This is a genomic window from Ehrlichia ruminantium str. Welgevonden (assembly GCF_000026005.1).
Taxonomy (GTDB): Bacteria; Pseudomonadota; Alphaproteobacteria; order Rickettsiales; family Anaplasmataceae; genus Ehrlichia; species Ehrlichia ruminantium.
This window is the reverse complement of the sequence record NC_005295.2, coordinates 774,589-800,177: the sequence shown is the minus strand read 5'-3', so window position 1 is coordinate 800,177 and position 25,589 is coordinate 774,589. Positions and strand designations below refer to the sequence as shown.

Sequence of the window (25,589 nt, the reverse complement as noted above, 5' to 3'; positions counted from 1 at the left end):
TTGTACTTCTATTAGTTTATTAATAAATAATAACAAAAAACTTTAAAATTTTTATGTGTAAAGAATTTGTATACTGTAAAATAATAATAACCATATACGGTAATATATATAATTAAAGGCATTTAATTGTAAAAATAACAATCTTTAGCAATGTAAACTGAACTTACCACTATAGTTGTAGTATTCCTTGTATAAAAAAAAGATTTATATTTCATTTCTGTTTTAGAAATATTGATGTCTACTTAAAAACTAAAAATTGTCAAAACCCTTTTTTTTAAAGTAAATAAGTAATATTGTCAATACTCTTTAAACATCTAATAAAAATACTTAAAATCAAAATTACAAACAAAACAAAATTTTAATTTTAGTAATATAATTATACTGGTAACAATATTAATTGTAATATTTAAAGAGCTAATTGTTTATTGTGATTAAATATAATCCTGTGAATGATTACGGTATATATAACATATTTTATTTATGTTATATATGTCTCTTTACAATTTATGTATGAATTTTTAGAGATATCATTGTACGATGAATAAATAAATTACCTATTGTGCTTATTAATTTTACTGTATTAGGCTATTTCTTGACTTTTTTATAATATTTATTATTTCAACGAGGATAGAAAAGGTAAAGGTAAAATATAAATAATTATGGGATATTTTAATATGTATTCCATCTAGTATTAGTATTATACCTAATATTAATACAAACATAACAGCTATAGTTTTGATGTTACTGTATTTTGTAATAGCTTCTATGATATGCTTTGAAAATAAGATTGTAAGTATTATGGATATTATAAATACTAGTTGGATTATAAAAATGTTATATGTAATTCCTATAGCAGTGAGTATTGAATCTATTGAGAATACTAAGTCTATTAATATTATCTGTAGTATTACCAAGTAAGGGTTTGATCTTAAGTTATGAAGATTCTTATCATGAGCTTTTTTTGAAATGTCATCCAATATTTCACATATGCTGTGATATATTAAGAATACTCCTCCAAATATCATAAATAAGTTATTGGGTGATAAATGAAGTTGTGCTAGGAATATTACTGGTTTATTTAGTGACAATAATATCGATGCTGTTTGTAATGCAATGAGTCGCATTATTAATGCTAATGCTAGTCCTATATATCTTACTTTGTTGCGTATGGTATCTGGTACTTTTATAACGGCAAGTGATATAAAAATCACATTATCTATACCTAAAATGATTTCTAATAGTAGTAGTGTGAAAAACTTGAATATATCATTTTCAAACATATGTAAGTAGTTAGTTTAAGCATCATTGTGTAACATATGTTGTTTATAAGTACAATATTAAAAATTTATTGCACAGTATTGATTATGAAATTGATGTATTATCATTTGCAACTTATTTTTAATTTTTCAGTGATAGAGTGTCTGAAAATATAGATTAGGGACATTAGTGTTATCAAAGAATCTTGAAGATAGTTTGCATAAGGCATTATCAATTGCGTTTGATTTTCATCATGAATATGCTACTTTAGAACATCTTTTATTGGCGTTAACGGATGATATAGATGCTAGGCGTGTTTTTTATGCATTTCGTGTATCTATTGATAAGCTAAAAATTACTATTATAAATTTTTTAAGATATGAAATACCCACTCTAATTGATAAAGGTATCTCAGAAGTTAAGCCTACTATTATTTTTGAAAGGTTAGTTCATAGAGCTATTATACATGCTCATAGTTCTGGTATAAGTGAAATAACTGGTGCAGATATTCTTAGTGAAATTCTAGCTGAGAAAGATTCTTATAGTGCATCTTTTTTACATGAACAAAATATAAAATATATAGATGTTGTAAATTATATATCAAATAATAATAGTGGTGCTTATGTTAATGATTTTAGCATGGATCAAGAATTTAGAGATTATGAATACAATAAGCCTGTTAATTCATTTGTTACTGTACCTAAGGATATATTAAAAGATAATGAAATTTTGAATGCTTATTGTATAAATTTAAATGAGTCAGCTAAGAAAGGTAAAATAGATTATGTAATTGGTAGATCATATGAATTGAGTAGAACTATGGAAGTTCTATTACGCAGGAGAAAAAATAATCCATTGTATGTTGGAGATCCTGGTGTTGGTAAGACTGCAATTGTTGAAGGATTAGCATTAAATATTATAGATGGTAATGTACCAGAACAATTAAAGAAAATGGTTATATATTCTTTAGATATGGGATCATTATTAGCTGGAACGCGTTATCGTGGAGATTTTGAAGAAAGAATAAAATCTGTTATTAAAGCAATCGAAGCAAAAGAAAATGCAATATTATTCATTGATGAAATTCACACAATTGTTGGGGCAGGTTCTACTAGTGGTGGATCTCTTGATGCAAGTAACTTACTTAAACCTGCTTTAGCTAGGGGAACTTTGAGATGTATTGGTGCTACTACTTATAAGGAGTATAATAATAATTTTGAAAAAGATAGAGCATTGGCTAGGAGGTATCAAAAAATTAATGTTGAGGAATCATCAGTTGATGAAACTGTGAGAATATTACGTGGAATACAATCTTATTATGCATCATATCATAATGTTACATATAGTGAAGATTCAATAGATCGTGCTGCAGAGTTATCAGATAGGTATATTTCAGAAAAAATGCTTCCAGATAAAGCTGTAGATGTCATTGATGAGGCAGGGGCATATTGTAATTTACATAATAGTAACGGTAATAGGGTTATTACTGGTAGTGATATAGAACATATAGTGTCTAGGATTACTGGAATACCATCTCGTAATCTAGCACATAATGATTTAGACAAAGTAAAAAATCTAGAAAAAAATTTAAAACAACATATATTTGGTCAAGATTTTGCTATTTCTAGTCTTGTAGATTCAATAAAAATAGCTAAAGCTGGACTTAGAGATCATAGAAAACCTTTAGCTAGTTATTTATTTACTGGGCCTACTGGAGTTGGAAAAACTGAATTAGCAAAACAACTCGCAAATCACATGGGTATGAAGTTGATAAGATTTGATATGTCTGAATATATGGAATCTCATTCTATTTCTAAAATTATAGGATCTCCTCCAGGGTATGTAGGATATGATCAAGGAGGCTTATTGACAGATTCTATATCTAGACATCAATATAGCGTATTGTTACTTGATGAAATAGAGAAAGCGCATAGTGATATATATAATATATTATTACAGATAATGGACTATGGATGTGTTACTGATACTTATGGAAGAAAAGTGAGTTTTCATAATGTAATAGTTATTCTAACAACTAATGCTGGTGCTTTTGAACTAAGTAGAAATTCTATTGGATTTAGTAGGAATAGAAGCTTTAATCAAGGTGATGATAAACAAGCAATTGAGAGAATTTTTAGTCCAGAATTTAGGAATAGATTAGATGCTATAATTTCCTTTTCATCTTTGAATCAAAGTGCAGTGTTGCAAGTAGTGAATAAATTTATTAATGAACTTAAAGAACAGTTAGCTAAGAAAGGTATACATTTTAATATAGGTGATGATGTATTATTGTATTTAGCAAAATCTGGATATGATAGTATACCTGGTGTTAGGAATATAGAGAGCATTATTTCTCAAAAAATTAAAAGATATTTATCGGATGAAATACTTTTTGGTAGGTTATCTAATGGTGGATATGTAAAAATTATACTTGATCCTAACACTAATGATTTAATATATGATTTTTGTTGTGCAGAAGTGTAACTTAATTATTCTATTGAGATTGTATGTTTTAATCTGTACTTTTCTTAGCTAACTGTTTTTTAAGTTCATTAATAAACTTATTATTTACTAAAATTTTAACTTAATAATAAGCATAATATTATTTATTTTATTAAATTAATATTGATTAATTTAATATTCTATAAATACCTAATCAGTATATAAAAAATTAATTTTTTAATTTTTCTTGAAGTTCTAATGAAATAGATTTATAAATTTCTTAATATAAAATAGTATCTTTATTAAGATTATAAAAATTAAGATTATAAAATATATTAATATTAGTTAAGATTAATAAAAAGAGTTAATTAAAATGTTATTCACAGAAGAAGATCTAAAAAAAGCAGAACAACATAGAATAATGATAATGTCTGAAATTATTCGACCTGTAATATATATGATTGAACAGGAATCATACTTTATAGATGCTATTACTAGCTTTTTTGATAAGCTTACTGAATTTCAACAAAAAATATTATTTGTTGAAAGGGTGGACCCTAATACCATAAGAAATAGTGTGAGTACTGAAATATTTGCATATAAATCTTCTATTTATCAGTATAGACTTACTATAAATAATATTAAGAAATTAATTAATAGGCAAAATTCTATAAGAAAAGATTTAATAACTGCTATGCATAATATGTCTTCTGATAAGTCAGATTTAACAGAATCTCTTAGTAGACAGTTAAATTCTTATAACAAGGATATTGAGTTATTACACTATTTAGTAGATCAGTGTAGTGTAATTTTAGATCAACATAAGAGTTTTGTACAATATATGTCAGAAACAACAGATCAATTTATTGACAAGCCATTATTTTGGGATCCTAGTTTGATATTTGAAAATATACCATTATTTAATGATTTAGTGAGTTTTCTAGGTATAAGAGAGCAAAAAATAATGAAACGTGTATTTTTAAAAAAAATTAGTGAGGCTGTAAATAAAAAGAAAGATTTATTTGAAAAAATAGGTAATTGGGTTTCTCAACGAAGTAAGATGGTATCAGATTTCTATGATACACGTAGTAGTAAGTTAAGTGGAAGAGATGTAAGTGAATTAGAAAAATATGTAACAGACTCTCTGAAAGATCTTAGACAAACACAAGATTTTTTTTTACTTCTTCGTAAAAAGTTTTATGTAATATATCACTATGATGATTATCGTACCTTACGATCTATTTTAGATTATATGAAAAGCATCGGTCGTATAGAGAAATTACAAAATGATAGTAGTAAAATTATAAAATTATTAAATGAAATACGTAGTATTTTTGAATATTTATCTAATGTTGTAAATTTAATGGATGCTATGTACATTTTAGCCCAATCATCAGAACAAGTGCTAACATCTATTGAATCATTTAATAATGATGTTGTATTATATTTACAAACTATATTGCAGGGTGCTCTATTGACATTATATAATTACCCTCAATTATTAAAAAAACAGTGTAATTCAGGGTCAGATTTATTAGCCAATTCCCATGTAGTAAAGAGACTTAATGAATTTATATGTGCGATATCAAAAAAAGATGAAGCTAGGGTAAGTTTTAGTAATTTATTAGAGTCTAATGAGTTATTGGACATAGGATTAGAATTGATAGATCCTGATGAATTGCTAGAGATTGTAGAATTGATTCATAGTGTGGCTGGTGAATTACCACTAGTGTTAGAGGATAGTAGGTTGCAACCTTTGATGTCTGATTTGAATAAATTATGTGTAACATTATTAGATATTAGGCAAGATATTAATGACATGGATATAGATATTAAAGAAAAGGAAGCTTTATTGAAAGAAAAGTTGAGTGAGTTAAAAGAATATCAATGTGTAATACATAGGTTGCAGTTAGTTTGTGTAGCAAATTCAATACTGGTATTCTTAAGAAAATTACCAAGTATTCCTGAATCAGATATTAATGTATCACGGACAATGACTACAAATAATTTGTTTATGGTAATTATGCAACTAATGATTTTATATTCTGGAAGTGATCAGTATATCAGTAGAATAGCAAGTCAACTAGAAGAGGAAATTTCACAATTTGTTACAAGTGAATGTATGGTAAGACTTAAGTTCTTGTTAAGAGTATGTATGTTAATAAGTAAAAGAGACTACTCAATTGCTTTAAACTTTACGAAAAAAGAAATTTATAATAAAGTACTTAACGAAATTTCTGATAGACTGGAAAATAAACTTTTAGAGAATGATACATATTTACAAGAACATGGAGTGTCTGATATTCAGTGTGAAGTTAGGAATAAATTAAGTGAGTTACGTAGTATGTTAATTCAATATGGTATAAAGGAATTACAACCTGAATTATTTATTGGAAATACTCCTAGATTAGTAAAAAACTTAGGAATAGCATTAACAAAAGTAGAACATATTTTGAACTTACCAAGTTATTATGAAGATCTATGTATGTGTATGGAAAAAATGTTATGTGATCAACATAATTTATCAATAGCACAGTTTGAACTAGAATGTGCAAAACAAGGAATAACAAATCCTCATCAAGAAATAATTGCTAATTTAAGTAAGATAACTTCACGTATATGTGAAATACCTCAAGTAAATCAACTGGTAGTACAGCCGGAGTTATTATGTGCTAGCCTAAAAGTATAGATAATATAATCTTATGATGTAATAAAAATTCTTGCATATTAAGATAATGAAGGATAGCTAGTAACACTATCAATTACTTAAAAAAATATATCTTAAGTACAGTAAAGTATATATCTTAAAAAAATGCTTATCCTAGTACTTAAAAGTCTAGACTAATTTCTTATCTCAGCAGTGACATAACAGTAGTCATACTTCACATAAACATGCTTATTGTAGTAGAATATTTAACACATAGTAAAATAATAAATCTAATCTAGATATCAAAGTTAGAAAATAAAATAACAATAGTTTGATAGCTAATAGATATATAGTTATACCAATATCACCCTGTGATTTAGGAAATACAATAATAGTAGTTGAACATAATTTGTTATTTAAACAAATGATCTTTTATCAACATTAGATATGTTATTACAACATGATGTCTCATTAAGATTAGAAGATGGTAATTTTTTAGGAGAAGTAACAACATCACTCTTGGGTTCTTGAGAATTATGTATAGGATACATATTATCTAACCTATTAGATATAGCATTTAATAATGAGACCATAGATTCCTGAAAACGTTCACTTAACTCTGGATTGCTACAGCAATATTGTTGTTGAATCTTATCACCTTTATTGCGGACACTTGTGCACCAAACAACTATAGAAGTAGTGATCAGGGATATTATTAAAAGTGCCAGTAATGCACTTATAATTGTTAATGCAAGTTCTAATTGCATAAATGATGCTAATCTAACCATTATACACACCTTAACTATAACGTATATTATTTCTGTAATATATAATTTAATTATGTGAAAATACAAGTGTAATTTTTTAATATGTATAATTGAACACTTATCACTTGATATATCTTTATAGTTCTAGTGTGTGTATTTTTTTAGAAATAATTTTAAATATATGAAACTATGTGTAGATTGTACTATTTTTAGTATAGTGTGGTGGTACTTTATTGTTAATATTTATAAATCACTTTTTACGTAATTCAAATATATCATTTATATAATAAATACTTTTCTTATGAGTTTTTAATCTAATTTTGATTAGCATTATATGAATTACTGTACTACTATTTTTACAAACTCAAGTAATTTATTATATATTTATTATAAGTTGCTAATAAACTATATTTATATCCATCGCTTTATAATAGAATACATAATAATATAACAATTAGTGTTCTTATAATTAACCAGTTGATTAGTTAAAACTAACTAATAACATTTAGTTATATTATTATCAGTTGTTTGTGTAATATTGTTGCATAATGAGCCCTCAACCTTAGAAGATGGTGTAGTATCCTGAGAGTAGTATGGTTGTTCTGTGAATTGTATAGTACTAGTATTCAACTGACTACTCATCCGTTGGCAATCTGCTATATGTTTCAGCATTTTCTTATACATTATATTTAGTTCATGTGCTGTTTGAGGTAAAGTCTGGTTTTTTGTAGCCTGAGTTTTTTTAGGATTATCGTTTATATGATTATTTTGTTTTATTGAATTATATATATATAATGTTACTACTCCTGCTATAAGTATAATTAACAAGATAAGAGTAACAAGTATACCGTATGATATTGGATCATTATTCATAAACACACTTTATTTAATAACTGTATGCATAGTATATACTTATGTAAGAATATAAATACACCATTTGAGAAGTATCAATACCTAACATATAGTAGTTAATAATGTATTATTTAAGTACGTTAAAATACATAATGATATTATGCATGTGTATTTTTTTGAAAAAAATTTTAAATGATAAATATGTGCTATAATATTTTTATTATAAATAAAACTGTTCTATAGTTTTATATTCTTAATACTATTATAATGCTATGTTAAACAATTTTACACGATATATATTATAGCATTGTTATGTATGATTATATATATTACTAATCATAAGTATAGATACCATATTTATTGTTTATGTAACTTATAGAAGTATTTTTATGTAGTAATAGGGAATAGCTTCTTGGTAATACTTCCTAACCTGATATCTTAGCTATGATGTTTTTATTGGTGTTATATATGAATTATGAAGTACTATTACATATTTCCTGTATAAAAAATGATATATAATTTAATTAACATTAAAAAAATATATTAGATATTATTAACAAATATAATAACATCTATATGCTTCCAGATTAGTATACCAACTGACATTTTATTAATCAATTACAACTGACGCATTGCCATTTCTATGTTATTAGATAATAGGTCAGTGTCTGATAGTACAGATAAACTGCTTACATTTATATTATTAGATGGTTGTTCTTGAGATTTTATATCTTGTTGTTGTTTTATGTCATTAACTTCCTGTAATAGATTTTGTGTTATATTACGTAATTCTTTACACATACTTAAGATCATAGCATTATGACTTTTCACATTTCTTACTTCACCAAGTAGTGCGATAGGATCTATAACTGTTTGTTCTTTGTTAGATGATGAAGTTATATGTTTACGTTGTTGTGTTAAATTACATATCTCTAGAGCTATTGCTATAATTATTAGTATAGTTAACAGAATAAAAAGAGCAACTGCAAAATATTCAAATGCCATAAGTTGATTAGTAGTCATAAACACACTTTATTTAATATACTATAAGTATAGTATATCAATTGCTTATATAAAAATACAAGTGTAATATTTTAAGATATTCATGTTAAATTATTTTTATATATAGTAATTAAGAGTATGTTATTTGGGATATCTATTAGAATTTATTCTGTTTGTTGTTAACGTACTATTTTGTGTAATTGCTGTTTATCGTAAAGATAATTATCGTCATTTACATTTCTAAATATTAGAATGCTGTGTGAAAAAATTTTACCAATATGTTTATAATATTTCAAATATATTATTGCAATGGTAATTGATAATCGAACATGCTAAACTTCCATATTATTAAGTTAACTGAGATTTTATTTACTGTTCAATAGTATTTGTTTGCTTTGTTAATATGGTATTTCAGTTGATATTATATAAACTATTCTAGTGTTATGTGATGCCTTCTATAGCAGAAGGTACATCTTATGTAATTAAGTCATTTTTGAAAAGGTATAAAAGTACTATTATTTAAAATACTTTTATGTAGTTAATCAGTTTATTAGGTGATTAATTATATTTGATATATTAGCTATCCTTAATAATTTATAATAATTAAGAATGTAGTTTTTTATCATATGTAATATTGTCATGAAGTGATGGCTCGTCAATATGATGGGATGGTATATTATTGAGATTTTGGTGAGATATTATAGCATCATGTAGAGTTTCTTGTGCTGCATCGCGTAATTTGTTACATACGGTTAATAACTTAGCATTTGTTTCTCTGTAAATTTCTAACTCTTTAATTATCTGCTGATTCATTCCTCGTATATGATCTGCTTTTTTAAACATCTCATTAATTTCATTTTTTTCACTATCTTGAATTTTAACTTGTTGTATATATAAAGCTATTGCTATAATTAACAGTATGATTAACAAAGTAAAAAGAGCAAGTAGAGAATGTTGTAATATCTTATGGTTATTCATGAATACACTTTATTTTACGTACTATAAGTTAGTATAGCAATTATAGTATAAAAATATAGGTGTAGTTTTTTAGTATGTTAATATTATGTGTATTGTGGTATACAGAACATAATATGTTGTTTTAGGTATTTTGTATTCTGTTGATTAAATGTATAAAAATATATGATTAATATATAGTATTTATAAAACAGAAGTAATTATAATTTACAACTTTAAATATAGTAGTGTAATATGTTTATCAAATTATATATTATTATGAATAAAGATTAGTGATTATCTTTATTCTTAGATTAACATAATACAAAGTATTTATAGGTTTTATAACTGATTAATTAACTGGAAGTACTTTATGATTATTTTTTATTTTAATATAAAAGCTTATTTGTGTAGTTAAGGTTATTATATAGGTATGCTATTTTTTAATGTGAGTTTTTATAGCTAAATGATTTAATTATTAGCATTATATTGTATTTATCATTATTGTTTCTATATATAGGTATGCAATAAGTTAATATGTTATAGTTATCGCTATAATATTTTTCTAAAATATCTAGATGTGTTAATCAATTATCCTACTGATACTACTAACTAATTGTAGAATGTATGTAATTATACTGAGTTGTCTAACTTGTAAAAATTGTGAAACTTACTCTAATTGTGGTTTAAATTAGCTAACTTATAGTAAATCCTGGAAGTTTTAGTAGTTTTATGCTTTTATAAAAAAAAAGTAATGAATAATACGAGTCTGACTGCAGCAAATATTTTGTAATATAGTTATTAATTATATGATCTTAAATAATTAAATGAACTTAGTAAAACTAGATTTTTTTTATAAAACATTACACAAATTTTAAGATTATGTAATATATAGTTTTTATTAGTGACACACTAGAACACTTTACTATCTTCTATAAACAATATCAATAATAGCATCCATGACTGAAGCACAGGATTGGAATCTTTAGTGATGACAAATTGGATAGTTTTTACAAAATAACTTACTGTAAGGGTGTATATAATCTAAAATTAATGAACTTATAATATGATATGATAAATTATTTTTAATTTATGTAATAATATGTACTGTTTATAATAGAAATATTGTAGCCATTCCTAAGAAAATTAAAAAAGATAAAGTATCACTTGTAGCGCATATTATAATAGAAGAGGATATAGCAGGATCAACTTTAAAAAAGTTTAATAACATTGGTATTGCAGTACCTAGAAAAGTTGCTATAGAAAAAGTAATTATCATTGAAGTTCCAGCTAATATTTGAATTTCGGTGTCTTGTCCTCTAAGTATAAGTACTATAGATGCTATTATTGCTAAGATTAATCCATTGATTGATCCTACACATAATTCTTTAAATAATAATCTATAGGCATTTCTATGGGTAAGTTGCTTTGTAGAAAGTGCCCTGATTGTCACTGCTAAAGATTGCAATCCTGCATTTCCACTCATAGATGCTATTGTTGGCATTATTATAGATAAGGCAATGAAGTGTTGTAGTGTATTACTAAATATTCCGATAATCATTGAACTAACTGTTGCTGTTAGAAGGTTTACTATTAGCCATGGTAACCTTTTTATAACAGTTTTTAATAATGAGGAACTGATATCATTATTTGACACCATTCCTAAATGTAACACATCTTTTTCAGCTTCTTGATGTATAACATTTAATATATCATGTACTATTATTGAACCGATTATTCTTCCTTCTTTATTTATTACTGGTGCTGATAGTAAAGAGTATTTTCTAAAAATTTCAGCAACTTCTTCCTGTGTTGTATGTGATGTGATGATTTTTATATCAGTTTTCATCAAGTCCTTAATAACTTGAGATTTATTTGCACATATTATATTATCTAACCTTAAATATCCTATAGGATTTAATTTTGGGTCTACAATAAAAATCTCATAGAATTCTTTATTTATTTTATTATTCTGAGTTAAAAAATATAATAGTTGATTTATTGTCCAATATTCTGGGGCTATGATAACGTCTTTGTGCATCAATCTACCAGCACTTTCTTCTGGGTAAGATAGCAATTCATTAACAAAAATTTTATTGCGTTTTGATAATACATTTATAATGCTCAGCTGACTTTCTTTGTCTAAGTCTTCAATTATGACTACTATGTCTTCAGTGTTTAACTGAGATATTAAAGAGGCTACTTTTTCTATTCCTAAAATTTTAATTATTTCTTGACGCAAATCTGGTACTAAGTGAATTAGAATATCTTTTATTAAATTATCATTTATATTATTCAATAGTTCTTTACGATGTTGGTATGTTGAAGTGAGTAAAAAATAAGCCAATTGTACATTATCTGATTCATTAATTATTTCTTGTATTACTTCGTAATTTTGTGTTTCTAATGCTTGAGTTAAGGAATTACTTATTTTTTCATCTAATATATAATGTAATGTGTGGTCAATTTCTGACATAGACATATGACATAGCCTTTTTATTAATTGATATATAATTTTTTAAACATAAAAAATTGTCAAGAATAGTACAAGTTTATACAATTAAATAAAAAAATTCTATAAATGATTTAATAGACGAAGTAATGTATAAGTGATTACACAGTAAATTATTTTGATGGTTATTTGAATATAAGGAATGTGGCATATTACTAAAAATATTGACTGATCATAGAAAATTATATATTGTAATACGTATAGCTTTAGCCCCTATGGTGGAATTGGTAGACGCGGTAGACTCAAAATCTACTGTCTGAAAAGACATGCTGGTTCAAGTCCGGCTAGGGGTACTTATAAATGCATTGTTTAAGTATTGCAAGTTTTTTTTATTTAATTACAATACAGGTTAGTTTGAGTGATCAGCTTAAGTAGTTTTTGCTACGTTTTTATTGTAATGTAAGGTACAGGATGTCAAGTTTAACTGGTAAAGTAAAAGGTAGAGCTAGGAAAATTAAAGGTGATGCAGATATTCGTATTAATGAGTCCACTGAGAATGTTGGATTAGTAATCCGTGTGATGACTGCAGTTGTAGATATTAAGTTTCCTAGTGGGAAGGTACCTAAGATACTAAATGCATTAGAAAGTAAAGAAATTTATAATGGTAAAAAATTAGTTCTTGAGGTATCTCAGCATATTAGTGATAGTATTGTAAGGTGTATAGCACTTGATAGTACTGATGGTTTATCTAGAAATGATGAATTTATTGATACTGGTGCTCCTATCTCTGTTCCTGTTGGTAGAGCAACTTTGGGTAGGGTTTTTGATGTATTAGGAAATCCAATAGATAATTGTGGCCCATTAACTAAATCAGATTACTCTATTAAGCCAATATATTCAGAAGTTCCTAAATTAACGGATCAAAAGGTTACTACAGAAATATTGGTAACTGGTATTAAGGTAATAGATTTACTGGCACCGTACCTTAAAGGTGGAAAAGTTGGTTTGTTTGGAGGTGCTGGTGTAGGTAAAACTGTACTTATTATGGAGTTAATACATAATATTGCAAAAGCTCATAAGGGGGTTTCAGTATTTGCTGGGGTAGGAGAACGTACACGTGAAGGAAATGATTTATATCATGAGATGATAGAATCTGGTGTAATCAATTTAGAGGAAAAAGATAAGTCACAAGCAGTTTTAGTATATGGTCAGATGAATGAACCTCCTGGGGCAAGGTTACGTGTTGCATTATCTGCTTTAACTATGGCAGAATATTTTAGGGATGTTGAAAATCAGGATGTATTGTTTTTTGTAGATAACATATTTAGATTTACTCAGTCTGGTTCTGAAATTTCAGCTTTATTAGGTAGAATCCCATCTGCTGTAGGTTATCAGCCTACTCTTGCTGCAGAAATGGGTGCTATGCAAGAGAGAATTACTTCTACAAATCGTGGTTCTATTACTTCAGTACAAGCAATATATGTGCCAGCAGATGATTTAACAGATCCAGCTCCAGCAACTTCTTTTGCTCATCTTGATTCGACAACTGTCTTGTCAAGACAAATAGCTGAGTTGGGTATATATCCTGCTGTTGATCCTTTAGATTCGGCTTCTCAGGCGTTGTCTATTGATATTGTTGGGGAAAAACATTATGAGGTATCTAAGGAAGTGCAGCGTATATTACAAACGTATAAGTCTTTACAAGATATTATTGCAATTCTTGGTATGGAGGAGTTGTCAGAAGAAGATAAGCTTATAGTGGCAAGAGCGAGGAAAATTCAGAGGTTTTTATCGCAACCTTTTCATGTTGCAGAGGTGTTTACTGGTACACCAGGTGTATTTGTTTCTCTTGAAGACACAGTCTCTAGTTTTAAGGATATAGTGGAAGGTAAGTATGATCATTTACCTGAAGCTGCATTCTATATGGTTAGTAACATAAATGAAGCTGTTAAAAAAGCAGAGCTATTGCAAAAAGAAGGTAAATAACTATGAAATGCCTTTCTGTTGAATTTGTTACTCCAGATGTTTCACTAGAGATAAAAAATGTTTTATCGATTACTTCATATACTGTAGATGGTGAATTTATGGTACTTCCTGGTCATGAAAATTTTATTATGGAATTATGTTCTGGAGTTGTGAAATTGACCCTTGATACAAAGGAGATAAAAGTATTTTATGTGCTAAATCCTATACTTAAGGTTACTTTATATGAGTGTAAGATTATAGCTAATCAATTAATTAATGCCTATGATGTCAATATTGGTATGCTTAAAGCATATAAAGAAGGCATAGAGAAGATTTTGCACAATATCAATGATAAGATGTTGCTTGAAATTGCAGAAAAACAATTGAATTTTATAAATAATATCAAAATGCATGAAAATATTTCTTGATACTATAGATATAAGCTTCTTAGAGGAATTTTGTATTAGTGGTTTAATAGATGGTGTTACTACTAATCCATCTTTATTTTCGAAATCAGAATTAAAATGTAGTGACCTAATATTTAAGTTATGTTCATTAATAAAAGGACCAGTAAGTATTGAGGTTATTTCTACATCTTATAAAGATATGATTAGTGAGGCTTTAGAGATATCTAAAATTGCTGAAAATGTGGTAATAAAGCTTCCTTTAACTTATGATGGATTAATAGCATGTAGGATTCTATCCAATGAACATAACCTTAAAGTTAATGTAACACTTTGTTTTTCACCAGCTCAAGCTATTTTGGCTGCAAAATCAGGTGCTTATTTTATATCTCCATTTGTTGGGAGATTGGATGATATAGGACAAATAGGTATGGAATTAATTAAAGATATAAGAGAAATTTATAGTAAATATCATTCATTTAATACTCAAATTTTAGTGGCATCTATACGTCATCCTATGCATGTTGTGCAAGCTGCAAAAATAGGAGCTGATATTGTTACTATTTCTCCATCGATTTTTAAACAAATGTTTGTACATCCTCTTACAAATAAGGGACTTGAAGATTTTTTACGAAACTGGAGTGAGTCAGGTAAAAAAATGTTTTCTTAGTATAAAGTAAATATATGTATATCATGAGTTTTAAATAACCTTTATATAGGGTAGGTTTTGCGATATTATACTTTTATTACTATTTATGAACATATCTTTTATTTTTAGTGAGCTTTTGAAGATAAGGGGAAATGCTGTTTATTTTAACATTACATTACTTTTGTAAGTAGTACTATATTTTATTGTAGAACTGTCTGTTTTATGTTGTTTATATAAGTTTCTATTTTAAGACTTCTTGTTTGATGAGTTGCGTTCAAATAAATTATTGGTATACTAACCAGTATCAAAATTATATGAGAAAATTACATGGTGTATATTAATGGTCGTCTAGTATCAGGGGATAAAGATAATACGGTTGTTGAAGATTTAAAGCGCTATATAGAGAGAATTGAAAAATTGGAATCTGAAAGAGAAGAAATAAGTCAGTGTATTAGAGGTATATATAATGAAGCAAATAGTAATGGTTTCAATACTAAAGCAATTAGACAAATAATAAAATTACGGAAAATGAATAATGATGATAGAGAAGAACACGAAATGCTTTTGATGACTTATAAAAGGGCACTTGGAATCTTAGTTGAAATTGATGAATAAGTGGATTGGTTGTTGTTTGTTTTTTATTATTTAGTTATCTTTAAAAAAAATATAAGGTAGGTTATATTGTACAATAAGTAGGTAACTTATTCTTTATAGTATTTTCTATTGTATATTTAATTCTGATGTTTAATAAGGTAGAATAGTACTTTTATAGTATTAGCTATTTTTTTTATTTGTTGTTCTATTATATCTATTGTTTATAAAATAATTTCAAATTATATAAGAAATGAGTTTATATAACGGTTTATAAGTCTGGTGTTATTATGAATGAATTGTCTATGAAAGATAAACAAAAAATGGCTGTTAATTGGTTTAAGGAATTACAAAATAAACTTCTTTCTGCATTTTTATCAGTGGAAGAAAAATTTTCTTCTTCAGTACCAGAAGTTCAATATAAAGATTGGACAAGATCTGAAGGTGGAGGAGGACATTCTATAATATTACAAGGTAATGTTTTTGAAAAGGCTGGTATAAATGTATCAGAAGTATATGGTAATATTACACAAAATTCTGAATTATTAAGTGTTATGAATTCTCATAAATTTAATGCTTCTTATGTGGAAGGTACAGAATTTTGGGCAAGTGGAATTTCTGTTGTTGCACATATGTGTTCTCCATTTGTTCCAGCTGTTCATATGAATACTAGATTTATTTCTATATGTGACAAGAATTGGTTTGGTGGTGGGATAGATTTAACTCCTACATATGAAAATAAAGAAGATGAAGAATTTTTTCATGCTAATTTGCGTACAATGTGTGATAGGCATAATCAGAAATATTATCCAAAATTCAAGCAACAATGCGATGAATATTTTTTCCTGCATCATAGAAAAGAACCACGTGGTATTGGTGGAATATTTTATGATAATATCAACTCTGGAGATTGGGAATCTGATTTTTATTATACTAAGGAAGTTGGTAAATTTTTATTAGATATTTATCCAGTTATTGTCATGAGAAATATGTATAAAAGTTGGAGTCAAGATGAGCGTGAGTATCAATTACTTAAGCGTGGTAGGTATGTAGAGTTTAATCTGATTTATGACAGAGGTACAAGATTTGGTTTATTAACTAATGGAAATCCTGATGCAATTATGATGTCTATGCCTCCTGTGGTAAAATGGAAATGAATTTGAATTATTGACTTAGTATTGATAAGTAATCATAGCTTAGTTATTTCCTATTGAATTAACCGATATCAACTTCATTTTATGCACATTGTTTAAAACAGTAGTAGCTCATAAATTAACATTATTGTAAACACTAGTAGAACTTTTTTTTATTGAACGACATTTACTCGAATATTATAAATGTGATATTTTTGTTACATAACCTGATTAAGGTTTTGTATGTAGCTCTATATATAATGTTCTGATGTGGTAATTATTTATAAAATACAAAACAGTAAAGTTGTTATTTTATATAAATTAGGTATTAAATGATTTCTATTATAAAAAGATACATGTATTATGCATAATAAAGTAATATTAAAAATGAATACAAGAAAAGTTATGTATAATTCATGGATTATATTATTGAAAATAAAATGACATTTTGTAACATATCATTCGTATTAAAGTACTTCATATGCAATATATTGAACTAATAATTTAATAAATATTAGTTAGTATACTTCTTAAATAACTGCCTTTTTAATAAAGGCAAGTATTATTATCCTAACCTAATAATACTCTCTAATATAAACACTTTAAAAGTCTTATTTGTTATCTATTAGTGTTTATATTTTGTATTGTATATGCTAATGCCATAATATGTATATTTGAATTATTTTTCTATATTTTTTAAAATAGTCTTTAAAATTTACACTATTTCTAATTATCCTTTTGTTGTCTCTTAACTTATAAATAATTTTATCACATCATTAAAAGTAAATTATCTTATTATATTAGTATTACTATGCATTAAATGTATAATGCAGTATAGAAAAAATTTTTTGTATAATACAATGGTAGAATATTATTTAGAATTACAAAGAACAATTAAGTTGTATAAATAGTATCAAAATGTGTCAAAATATTTCTTTATACTTTAAGTAAAATATGTGGTTAGGTATTTTGATGTAGTAATTTGGTATGCGATATTACTATTAATTAGTCTTTTTTATTTTTAAAATAATAATAAAAATTGTAGTGATATGATCATTTTACAATAGATATTGTATTATTTTTTATGTATGTATATATAAGCAAGGGGTTATATATACAATTATAAGTATTATTGTGTTGGCTCTATTAAAAATTAACAAATATTGCTAGTGATGCAGTTTTTATTTCTCTATGACTTGAAAACGATAATTGATTAAATACTTACTAAGTGACTTTTGTATGTTGTTAATTTTTATTTTATATGAATAGCCTATTGTAGTTAATAATAATTTTTTGATTATATTATCTTATCTAAAAGCTTTTATAATGTAAAACTGTATCATGAATAGATAAAGTAGAGTTACATATATATAATTATGTGTTATTACAAACTAGAATTTCTGAGTTCAGTGATTTTTTATACTATAAAGTAGATAATATTAGCTTTTCATATTGTTTTCATTTTATGAATATGATAATGACTATTTTATTAATACAATATTCTCTATACTGTAAAATAGCAATTATCAGAGTATTTATATTTTAGTATATAAATAAGGTATGTGTTAGTGTATAACAATTAAAAAGGCTAACTATTGTTGTTATGTGTGTAGGTTATTTATATGTTTTATATATTTAAAATTTACTTTGTAAATGAGAGATATTTATAAGTAAATTGTTATCTTTGTAAAAACTATAGCTTTATTATATATAATACAAGTGAAATCAAAAAAATAAGATGAGTTACAAAAAAAAAGCTTATAACACATTATATATAATAACAATAACTCACTTAATCGTATAATTATATTTATATATATCTACATATTAGCTTTGTAATATTAATTAAATATTATAGTCCTTAAATATTTAAAATATTTTCTCAGATAGAATAAGATCAGCTACAAATAAAAAACTTTATGTTACAATACACATCAGTAGTAATACATTCATAGCTATATATTTTATTTATTTATATAATTGTGTTTATATTTTTATACCAATTTCATTATAGAAATTAACTGGATAACACTCAATTTGGTATGTAAAAACATTGAGATTTTATTTAATATATAAAAAAAACATACTCTACTGTTATAAAACTTATAAGTTATTCATATAATTTATATATAAAATATGCATTCTCTCTTAACAAAACTAATAATTATTGTTTTTTATTATATCCTGGTTATTCATATATTTTCTCAGTACATGTGGTATAGTTATAGAGCCATCTTGATTTTGATAATTTTCTAAAATTGCAATTATAGTTCTTCCTATTGCTAACGCAGAGCCATTTAAAGTATGTACAAATTTATTTACTTTATTACCATTGCTTATTGTATGATATTTAGCATTCATTCTCCGTGCTTGAAAAGCTTTACAATTTGAGCAACTTGAAATCTCTCTATATTGATTTTGACTTGGTATCCATACTTCAATATCATATGTTATACTTGCTGAAAAACCTAAATCTCCTGTACATAGCATCATTACTCTATATGGTAGTTCCAATTTTTTTAAAATTTCTTCAGCAACTTGTGTCATTCTTTCTAATTCCAATTCTGATTGTTCTTCAGTAACAATACTTACTAATTCTACTTTGTTGAATTGATGTTGTCTCATCATACCACGTACATCCTTACCAGCACTTCCTGCTTCTGATCTGAAACATTGAGAACATGCAGTTAACCTTATTGGTAGTTCATTTGCATTAGTGTTTGTATTTGATACTAAATTAGTTAGTGCTACTTCACTTGTAGGAATAAGCCTAAAGTTATCTGTTGTTTTAAAAGAATCATCAGCGAATTTAGGTAATTGTCCAACTCCGTACATAGCAGATTCATGTACTAATACAGGATGAGAGATTTCTGAATATCCAAATTCTTGGGTGTGAACATCTAACATAAAATTTGCTAAAGCACGATCTAATTGTGCTAGCTGACTTTTTAGTATTACGAACCTTGATCCAGAAAGTTTTGCAGCTTGTTTAAAATCCATTAAGTTTAAGTTTTCACCTAATTCATAGTGAGTTTTTGGTGGAAATTTGAAATCTACTTTTTTTCCATATCTTCTGATTTCAATATTGTCATTTTCGTCTTTACCAATAGGTACCTTTTTATCAGGTATATTTGGCAATATATTAAGTAAATCAATTAATTCAGAATCTGTCTTTATCATATTGTTAATATGATTTATTTTTTTTGTTATTTCTTTTGAAAGTTCTATTTGTGTATCACATTGGATATTGTCTTTTTTTAATTTTTCAATTTCTTGTGTTATATTGTTTCGTTCTTTTTGTAAAGAGTACAATTGTGTTAGTGTGTGTTTTTTATTGGCAGATAATTCTATAATTTTGTGGGCGATTTTTCCAAAATTTCTATTTTGCATTGCTTCATCAAATAGTTCTGGATTATTTTTTATAAAATCTATATCATGCATATATATAACTAAATATATTCAACTGAAAGATAATAACATAATTTTATTTTAATAGACTTATATTTTTATAAAAAAGGACTAATAATTCTCTGTAATCTATAATTATTTAAAATTATGTATAAAACAGTTTATTCATTTTTTGTAATAGGGTTTTATAAAGTTAAAACTCAGAACTATATTGAGTAAGCTGGTAAAACATGTAAGAGCTTATCCTATTCTACCATGATTCATTTCCTGCTCTACCATAAGTCATTTCCTGTATTGCAATTATTTCTGTAATACCACTAATTATTCTACTCCATGATGTACTATTAGATGGAAATTTGATATTATTGAGTGATATATCACTACTATTCTGGCATTCACGTTTTAATCTTTTTCTTAAATTGGAAAAACTAATTTTTCCTGTTCCAGAACAGATAACTGTACTATTATCGTAAAAATAATCTGTATTTAAATTTCTTCCTGAAAAGGTTTTTACTTTCATTGAGTCGCATTTAATGAGTGAGAGATCCCCTAAGAAATTTTCTAGTTGATGATCTTTTATAAGAATACATGTCCATATTTTTTCACTATTATAATTTAGACCTTTTATAAAAAATATATAATTTCCATCTTGATTGTTGTATTGTATTGACTGATTAAACGTTTTTACCATAGATAACTTATTATCTGATGTAATCATGCCAATACATAAAAATTTATAACACCACATGTATTTATAGGTAGTATTTTTCGTAATACCAAATTCTTCAAAGATATTTGTTGTAAATGGTACTGGTGAATAAATACCAAGATTATTAGGTCTATGTTGCATATGTTGCTTCCTTTATTACATTAATATTTTAATATCTTATATTAAAATAATATATTTTAAAGTAAATAACTAATATTTTTATAATAATTAATTGTAACCTCAAGAATAGAAATAAAATATATCAATTTGTAATAGGTATGAGTCGGAATTTTCACTATATTAGGTAGAGTATGATCTATTTTTTGTTATATTGTGAAGGTGTAAAAGTACTATGATATTGATTATTGTATGTGTTTTTGAGTGCTTAATAGTAGCCTTGGTAAGTTATTTTATTGCATTAAAGACTAGAATATCAAAATTTGATTATCGTATTTTGAATATTAATAAGAACATGTTGGAAGAGAGGATAAAAAACTTAGAAATTGAAAATAGCCAATTAAAAGATAGGAATGATATTCTTAACGTTGAATTATGTAATGTGAAGAGTAAAATAACAGAAATAGAGTATGAGAAAAAGAATTTAGAAAATACTGTCAATCTATATAAAAGTGAGTTTTCAACGATTGACGAAAAATACAAATTATGTTTTGAAAATCTTGCAAATCGTATTTTTGAAGAAAAAACAGATAAATTCAATAAAATATCTCAAGAGAATTTAAGTAATATATTAAATCCATTACAAGAACATATAAATTTATTTAAAAAAAAGGTTGAAGATTCATTTAATATACATAATCAAGAACAATTTCTGTTAAAGAAAGAAATTCAAAGGATTGTACTTGCAAATGAAAAGATTACTTTACAAGCTGAGAATTTAGCTAATGTTTTAAAGGGAGATATCAAGATTCAGGGAAATTGGGGAGAAATGATATTGGAGAAAATATTAGAAAATTCTGGATTACGGAAGAATCAAGACTATGTTTTGCATGCTACAGGCCTGAATCTTAAGGATAACGAAGGTAATAAACAACAACCAGATGCTATTATAAATTTGCCAGAGAATAAGCACTTAATAATTGACTCAAAAGTTTCTTTAATTCATTACGAAAAGTATTTTGTTACGAAATCAGAAGAATCAAAGAATAATTTATTAAAGCAGTTTATAGCATCTATTAGGTCACATGTTAATGTATTATCATGTAAGAAATATCAGGATATTGAAAAGTTAAAAACGCCAGATTTTGTCTTAATGTTCATTCCAATAGAAGGCGCATATTCCCTAGCAATGCAGGAAGATCTCATGTTACATAATTATGCATGGAATAAGAAAATAGTTATAGTATGTCCGTCTACATTACTTGCTACTTTAAAAACTATTGAATCTTTATGGAAATTGGAATATCAAAACCGTAACACTATGGAAATAGCGCGTCAGGGTGGGGCTTTATATGATAAAATTATTGGATTTATATCTGATATGCAAAAGCTTGGAAAGCAGATGGGCATTTTACACAATGTGTATAATGATGCAATGAAAAAATTATCAGAGGGACATGGTAATATTTTGTCACGTACTGAAAACTTAAAATTATTAGGTATTAAAACTTCAAAGAAGAATGTACTGGAGGATTTTGATGAATAAAATTAATAATACAATTAGTGTAGAAAAATTATAGTGATAATTAGGTTTATTTAAATAGAAAATTAGTTTTTATAGGTGATGGATATAAATATCCTTTATTAGTAACTTATAATAAATATATAAGAAATTACTTGAGTTTATTAATAAGACTTATAATTATGGTATGAGGTTAAACACACACTTTGATATATACCAAGTAATATTGTTATAATGTTATGGGATATATACAACAGTAAAAATAGGTATATATATAAGTTAAAAATAGTAACGTAATGACAAAATATATCATGATATCTACTGATGTTTTTATCCTGTAGTTGTGTTGCTTATATAATGTATTACTATATTAAAATACTTAATTTAATAATAGCAGATTTATGTGAGCATTTGTAATTTTAATTATAGAAATAAGGTAAATATATTTTAGTTACTTATTTTTTTAACTAAGTATTTATGTAGTAATATGCATAAATTAAAAGAATCTTTAATTGAGAAAGGTTTTTAAGAAAAAGTAAAATTTATAAGATTATTTTTTGATGTATTTAATGTGTTATATTGCTAGTTTTACAGATTATTTAATCCTAGATATAGTTATGATTATTAATATAGATTTGATAATTTAATTATAAGGTTATACAATTATTAAAATTAGTAATTTATTTGAAAAAGCTTATATAGCTTGTGTTTTTATATAGTGAAATTCTCAAAATAAGTAATCTAAGGAATGATAGAGAATGAAATAGAAATATTTTACAGCTTCTATAGCAGATTTACCATCTTGTTAATTAGCTACTTAATATGATAAGGTGGATATAAACATTATATATGTTGTGAAAAATTGATCATTATTGGTTTTTTATTGTTATACAGTACTCCTTATTTACTACTTGAGTAATGCATACATCTGACCAAACATTAATTGCTGTTTCAAACATGTCTATTATTGTGTATATAGGTAATATTATTCCCATGGTATTTAGTGGTATTTTCATGGATATTAAATAACTCATAGCCATAAAATAACATCCCATTGGGATACCGGCATTACCAATTGCTCCTCCTGTTGCTAGAAATACCCATAATAGCATTTCGCTGATAGAAAATGTGTATCCATTGATTTCTGATACAAAAAGTACTGTGATAAGTATAAAAGCAGCACATGCATTCATGTTAATTGTTGTGCACACTGGTAATATAAAAGATGATACTTTTTTTGATATGTTTAGATTATTTTGGGTATAACGTAAGGTTGTTGGTAATGTTGCTGTAGAAGACTTGGAAAAAAACGCTACAATTAATGCTGGCATAATTCCACGAAATGTCTTGATAGTAGAGATTCCTTTTAATTTTAATAGCAACGGTAATATTATAAATGCTTGTATAAAATTTGCTATTATTATGCATGACAGATATTTTAATATGCTGGATAAATTGTATCCATCGTTAAGGTTATATAGTAATACTGTAATGAATGACCACAGTGCTATAGGCATCAATTTTAATATGAACTTTGTTATTTCTAGAAATGTGTCAAAAAGAGCATCAAGTATCTTATTAAGTAATTCACGTTTGCTTTGATCTGGTAAGGATAGTAATGCTCCACCTATTAAAAAAGCTAATATCACACATCCTATTATGTTATTGTCTAAAAAAACCTTGATGAAGTTGTGAGGTAATATAGAAATTAAATATGATAAATAGCTTTGAGTATCAATATGTTCTTTAATAATAGATGTATTTAATATTATATTTTTACTTGATGGATTTATTAATATATATGTTATAAGTGCAATAGTAGCGGCAATAATCGTTGTAATTATAGTATAAAATGTAGTCTTTTTAATTAAAATTCTTATTTCCATAAAATTTGTTAGTTTTGAAATTGTTGATGTAATAGAAAAAAATACTACTGGTAAACTAATTAATTTAAGTAAATTAATAAAAATATTTTCACAAGTCTTTGCTAATTCAAGTATCCATTGTTGATTAATATAAAATGCGATTACTGAAAGAATTATAGGAAGTAGAATTTTAAGAATATACTTATAAGTCATAAATTAAGACCATTAATGATAAGAGATATATTTAGTTATATAATTTATATTATATGGTGTGTGATAAAAATATGTAATAAAAATCTGAAATAATAAGAATTTTCATTAACATATATTAGCTGGTAGATATAGTTATGACAACTTTACGTATATCATGGTTTATGGTATATAAAAATGTTTATATTCACTAATTCCTATCTATATAATATAAGAAATATTACTTATAAAGCAAACTATTATATTTTATAATTAATGACTTCATTTATAACCTGATTATTTATATAAAGATATATCTAGTATCATATAGTGATATGAATAAATCTTTTTAATAACATACTGAAGAATTTATCATTAGAGAAGTTTATACTGTTCTTTAAAAGATAATCTTGTTGTTGTTTAATGTAGTTATGGTTACAGATATATTCTATAACTCATTGATTAATTAACGTTTTATATATGGCTTACGTTGTTAATCTATAATAGTGTGATTGATAAGTGTAAAAAATTTTTTATGAAAGTATTAAGTTAGTATTCGAAAATTATATGGTCCTATGCTTTAGTTTTTCTATTTGAATTTTTTCAGTATATAAATACGAATAAATAGAATATATAGTTATGAGTGAGTTATTATATTAATTAC

The 25,589-nt window shown here is 25.7% G+C and carries 17 protein-coding genes and 1 tRNA gene; 9 read left to right on the top strand and 9 right to left on the bottom strand.

The window, feature by feature from the left end:
- Positions 1-572: 572 nt before the first annotated feature.
- On the bottom strand, positions 573-1,280 hold the full coding sequence (locus tag ERUM_RS02560; RefSeq protein ID WP_011155148.1) for a TerC family protein: 708 nt from the start codon (positions 1,278-1,280) through the stop codon (positions 573-575).
- Positions 1,281-1,446: 166 nt separating this feature from the next.
- Between ERUM_RS02560 and ERUM_RS02555 the strand changes: the two genes are divergently transcribed.
- Positions 1,447-3,741 carry an AAA family ATPase gene (locus ERUM_RS02555; RefSeq protein WP_011155147.1) on the top strand — a complete coding sequence of 765 codons (2,295 nt, stop codon included), beginning with the start codon at positions 1,447-1,449 and terminating at the stop codon, positions 3,739-3,741.
- Between the two features lie 331 nt (positions 3,742-4,072).
- A complete protein-coding gene (locus tag ERUM_RS02550; RefSeq protein WP_011155146.1) occupies positions 4,073-6,388 on the top strand; it encodes a hypothetical protein in 2,316 nt (771 codons plus the stop codon).
- 374 nt (positions 6,389-6,762) lie between these two features.
- Here ERUM_RS02550 and ERUM_RS02545 read toward each other — a convergent pair whose 3' ends face one another.
- The 5 genes from ERUM_RS02545 to mgtE all read right to left on the bottom strand — a co-directional run bounded on the left by ERUM_RS02545 (position 6,763) and on the right by mgtE (position 12,403).
- Positions 6,763-7,134 (bottom strand): hypothetical protein, encoded by a 372-nt coding sequence (locus tag ERUM_RS02545; RefSeq protein WP_011155145.1) that lies wholly within the window; start codon positions 7,132-7,134, stop codon positions 6,763-6,765.
- A 474-nt stretch (positions 7,135-7,608) separates the two neighbouring features.
- On the bottom strand, positions 7,609-7,986 hold the full coding sequence (locus ERUM_RS02540) for a hypothetical protein (RefSeq protein ID WP_011155144.1): 378 nt from the start codon (positions 7,984-7,986) through the stop codon (positions 7,609-7,611).
- A gap of 597 nt (positions 7,987-8,583) precedes the next feature.
- Positions 8,584-8,988 (bottom strand): hypothetical protein, encoded by a 405-nt coding sequence (locus tag ERUM_RS02535; RefSeq protein WP_011155143.1) that lies wholly within the window; start codon positions 8,986-8,988, stop codon positions 8,584-8,586.
- A gap of 582 nt (positions 8,989-9,570) precedes the next feature.
- A complete protein-coding gene (locus ERUM_RS02530) occupies positions 9,571-9,945 on the bottom strand; it encodes a hypothetical protein (RefSeq protein ID WP_011155142.1) in 375 nt (124 codons plus the stop codon).
- A gap of 1,087 nt (positions 9,946-11,032) precedes the next feature.
- Positions 11,033-12,403, bottom strand: a complete 1,371-nt coding sequence (gene mgtE, locus ERUM_RS02525; protein ID WP_011155141.1) for a magnesium transporter — start codon at positions 12,401-12,403, stop codon at positions 11,033-11,035.
- Between the two features lie 239 nt (positions 12,404-12,642).
- On the opposite strand from mgtE, the gene ERUM_RS02520 reads away from it, so the two are divergent.
- The 6 genes from ERUM_RS02520 to hemF all read left to right on the top strand — a co-directional run bounded on the left by ERUM_RS02520 (position 12,643) and on the right by hemF (position 17,139).
- A tRNA-Leu gene (locus ERUM_RS02520) sits at positions 12,643-12,726 on the top strand.
- A gap of 118 nt (positions 12,727-12,844) precedes the next feature.
- A complete protein-coding gene (gene atpD, locus ERUM_RS02515) occupies positions 12,845-14,359 on the top strand; it encodes a F0F1 ATP synthase subunit beta (protein ID WP_011155140.1) in 1,515 nt (504 codons plus the stop codon).
- Positions 14,360-14,361: 2 nt separating this feature from the next.
- On the top strand, positions 14,362-14,766 hold the full coding sequence (locus ERUM_RS02510) for a F0F1 ATP synthase subunit epsilon (RefSeq protein ID WP_011155139.1): 405 nt from the start codon (positions 14,362-14,364) through the stop codon (positions 14,764-14,766).
- A complete protein-coding gene (fsa, locus tag ERUM_RS02505) occupies positions 14,750-15,412 on the top strand; it encodes a fructose-6-phosphate aldolase (protein WP_011155138.1) in 663 nt (220 codons plus the stop codon). Before ERUM_RS02510 ends, fsa begins: the two co-directional genes overlap by 17 nt.
- Before the next feature lie 306 nt (positions 15,413-15,718).
- On the top strand, positions 15,719-16,006 hold the full coding sequence (locus ERUM_RS02500; RefSeq protein ID WP_011155137.1) for a DUF2312 domain-containing protein: 288 nt from the start codon (positions 15,719-15,721) through the stop codon (positions 16,004-16,006).
- A gap of 266 nt (positions 16,007-16,272) precedes the next feature.
- A complete protein-coding gene (gene hemF, locus ERUM_RS02495) occupies positions 16,273-17,139 on the top strand; it encodes an oxygen-dependent coproporphyrinogen oxidase (RefSeq protein ID WP_011155136.1) in 867 nt (288 codons plus the stop codon).
- 2,133 nt (positions 17,140-19,272) lie between these two features.
- On the opposite strand, the gene serS is transcribed toward hemF, so the two are convergent.
- Both serS and ERUM_RS02485 read right to left on the bottom strand, forming a co-directional pair.
- Positions 19,273-20,556: a serine--tRNA ligase gene (gene serS, locus ERUM_RS02490; RefSeq protein WP_011155135.1), complete on the bottom strand. Its 1,284-nt coding sequence runs from the start codon at positions 20,554-20,556 to the stop codon at positions 19,273-19,275.
- Between the two features lie 217 nt (positions 20,557-20,773).
- Positions 20,774-21,373, bottom strand: coding sequence for a hypothetical protein (locus tag ERUM_RS02485; RefSeq protein ID WP_011155134.1), 600 nt, complete (start codon positions 21,371-21,373; stop codon positions 20,774-20,776).
- A 211-nt stretch (positions 21,374-21,584) separates the two neighbouring features.
- Here ERUM_RS02485 and ERUM_RS02480 point away from each other — a divergent pair, with 211 nt between their 5' ends.
- Entirely contained in the window at positions 21,585-22,895 is a 1,311-nt protein-coding gene (locus ERUM_RS02480; RefSeq protein ID WP_011155133.1) for a DNA recombination protein RmuC, read from the top strand.
- 845 nt (positions 22,896-23,740) lie between these two features.
- On the opposite strand, the gene ERUM_RS02475 is transcribed toward ERUM_RS02480, so the two are convergent.
- Positions 23,741-24,949 carry a dicarboxylate/amino acid:cation symporter gene (locus ERUM_RS02475; RefSeq protein ID WP_011155132.1) on the bottom strand — a complete coding sequence of 403 codons (1,209 nt, stop codon included), beginning with the start codon at positions 24,947-24,949 and terminating at the stop codon, positions 23,741-23,743.
- Between the last annotated feature and the right edge of the window lie 640 nt (positions 24,950-25,589).

Coding starts and splice junctions, on each gene's coding strand:
- ERUM_RS02560 (WP_011155148.1), bottom strand. CDS start 1,280: ATGTTTGAAAATGATATATTCAAGTTTTTCACACTACTACTATTAGAA.
- ERUM_RS02550 (WP_011155146.1), top strand. CDS start 4,073: ATGTTATTCACAGAAGAAGATCTAAAAAAAGCAGAACAACATAGAATA.
- ERUM_RS02545 (WP_011155145.1), bottom strand. CDS start 7,134: ATGGTTAGATTAGCATCATTTATGCAATTAGAACTTGCATTAACAATT.
- ERUM_RS02540 (WP_011155144.1), bottom strand. CDS start 7,986: ATGAATAATGATCCAATATCATACGGTATACTTGTTACTCTTATCTTG.
- ERUM_RS02535 (WP_011155143.1), bottom strand. CDS start 8,988: ATGACTACTAATCAACTTATGGCATTTGAATATTTTGCAGTTGCTCTT.
- ERUM_RS02530 (WP_011155142.1), bottom strand. CDS start 9,945: ATGAATAACCATAAGATATTACAACATTCTCTACTTGCTCTTTTTACT.
- mgtE (WP_011155141.1), bottom strand. CDS start 12,403: ATGTCTATGTCAGAAATTGACCACACATTACATTATATATTAGATGAA.
- atpD (WP_011155140.1), top strand. CDS start 12,845: ATGTCAAGTTTAACTGGTAAAGTAAAAGGTAGAGCTAGGAAAATTAAA.
- ERUM_RS02510 (WP_011155139.1), top strand. CDS start 14,362: ATGAAATGCCTTTCTGTTGAATTTGTTACTCCAGATGTTTCACTAGAG.
- fsa (WP_011155138.1), top strand. CDS start 14,750: ATGAAAATATTTCTTGATACTATAGATATAAGCTTCTTAGAGGAATTT.
- ERUM_RS02500 (WP_011155137.1), top strand. CDS start 15,719: ATGGTGTATATTAATGGTCGTCTAGTATCAGGGGATAAAGATAATACG.
- hemF (WP_011155136.1), top strand. CDS start 16,273: ATGAATGAATTGTCTATGAAAGATAAACAAAAAATGGCTGTTAATTGG.
- serS (WP_011155135.1), bottom strand. CDS start 20,556: ATGCATGATATAGATTTTATAAAAAATAATCCAGAACTATTTGATGAA.
- ERUM_RS02485 (WP_011155134.1), bottom strand. CDS start 21,373: ATGCAACATAGACCTAATAATCTTGGTATTTATTCACCAGTACCATTT.
- ERUM_RS02480 (WP_011155133.1), top strand. CDS start 21,585: ATGATATTGATTATTGTATGTGTTTTTGAGTGCTTAATAGTAGCCTTG.
- ERUM_RS02475 (WP_011155132.1), bottom strand. CDS start 24,949: ATGACTTATAAGTATATTCTTAAAATTCTACTTCCTATAATTCTTTCA.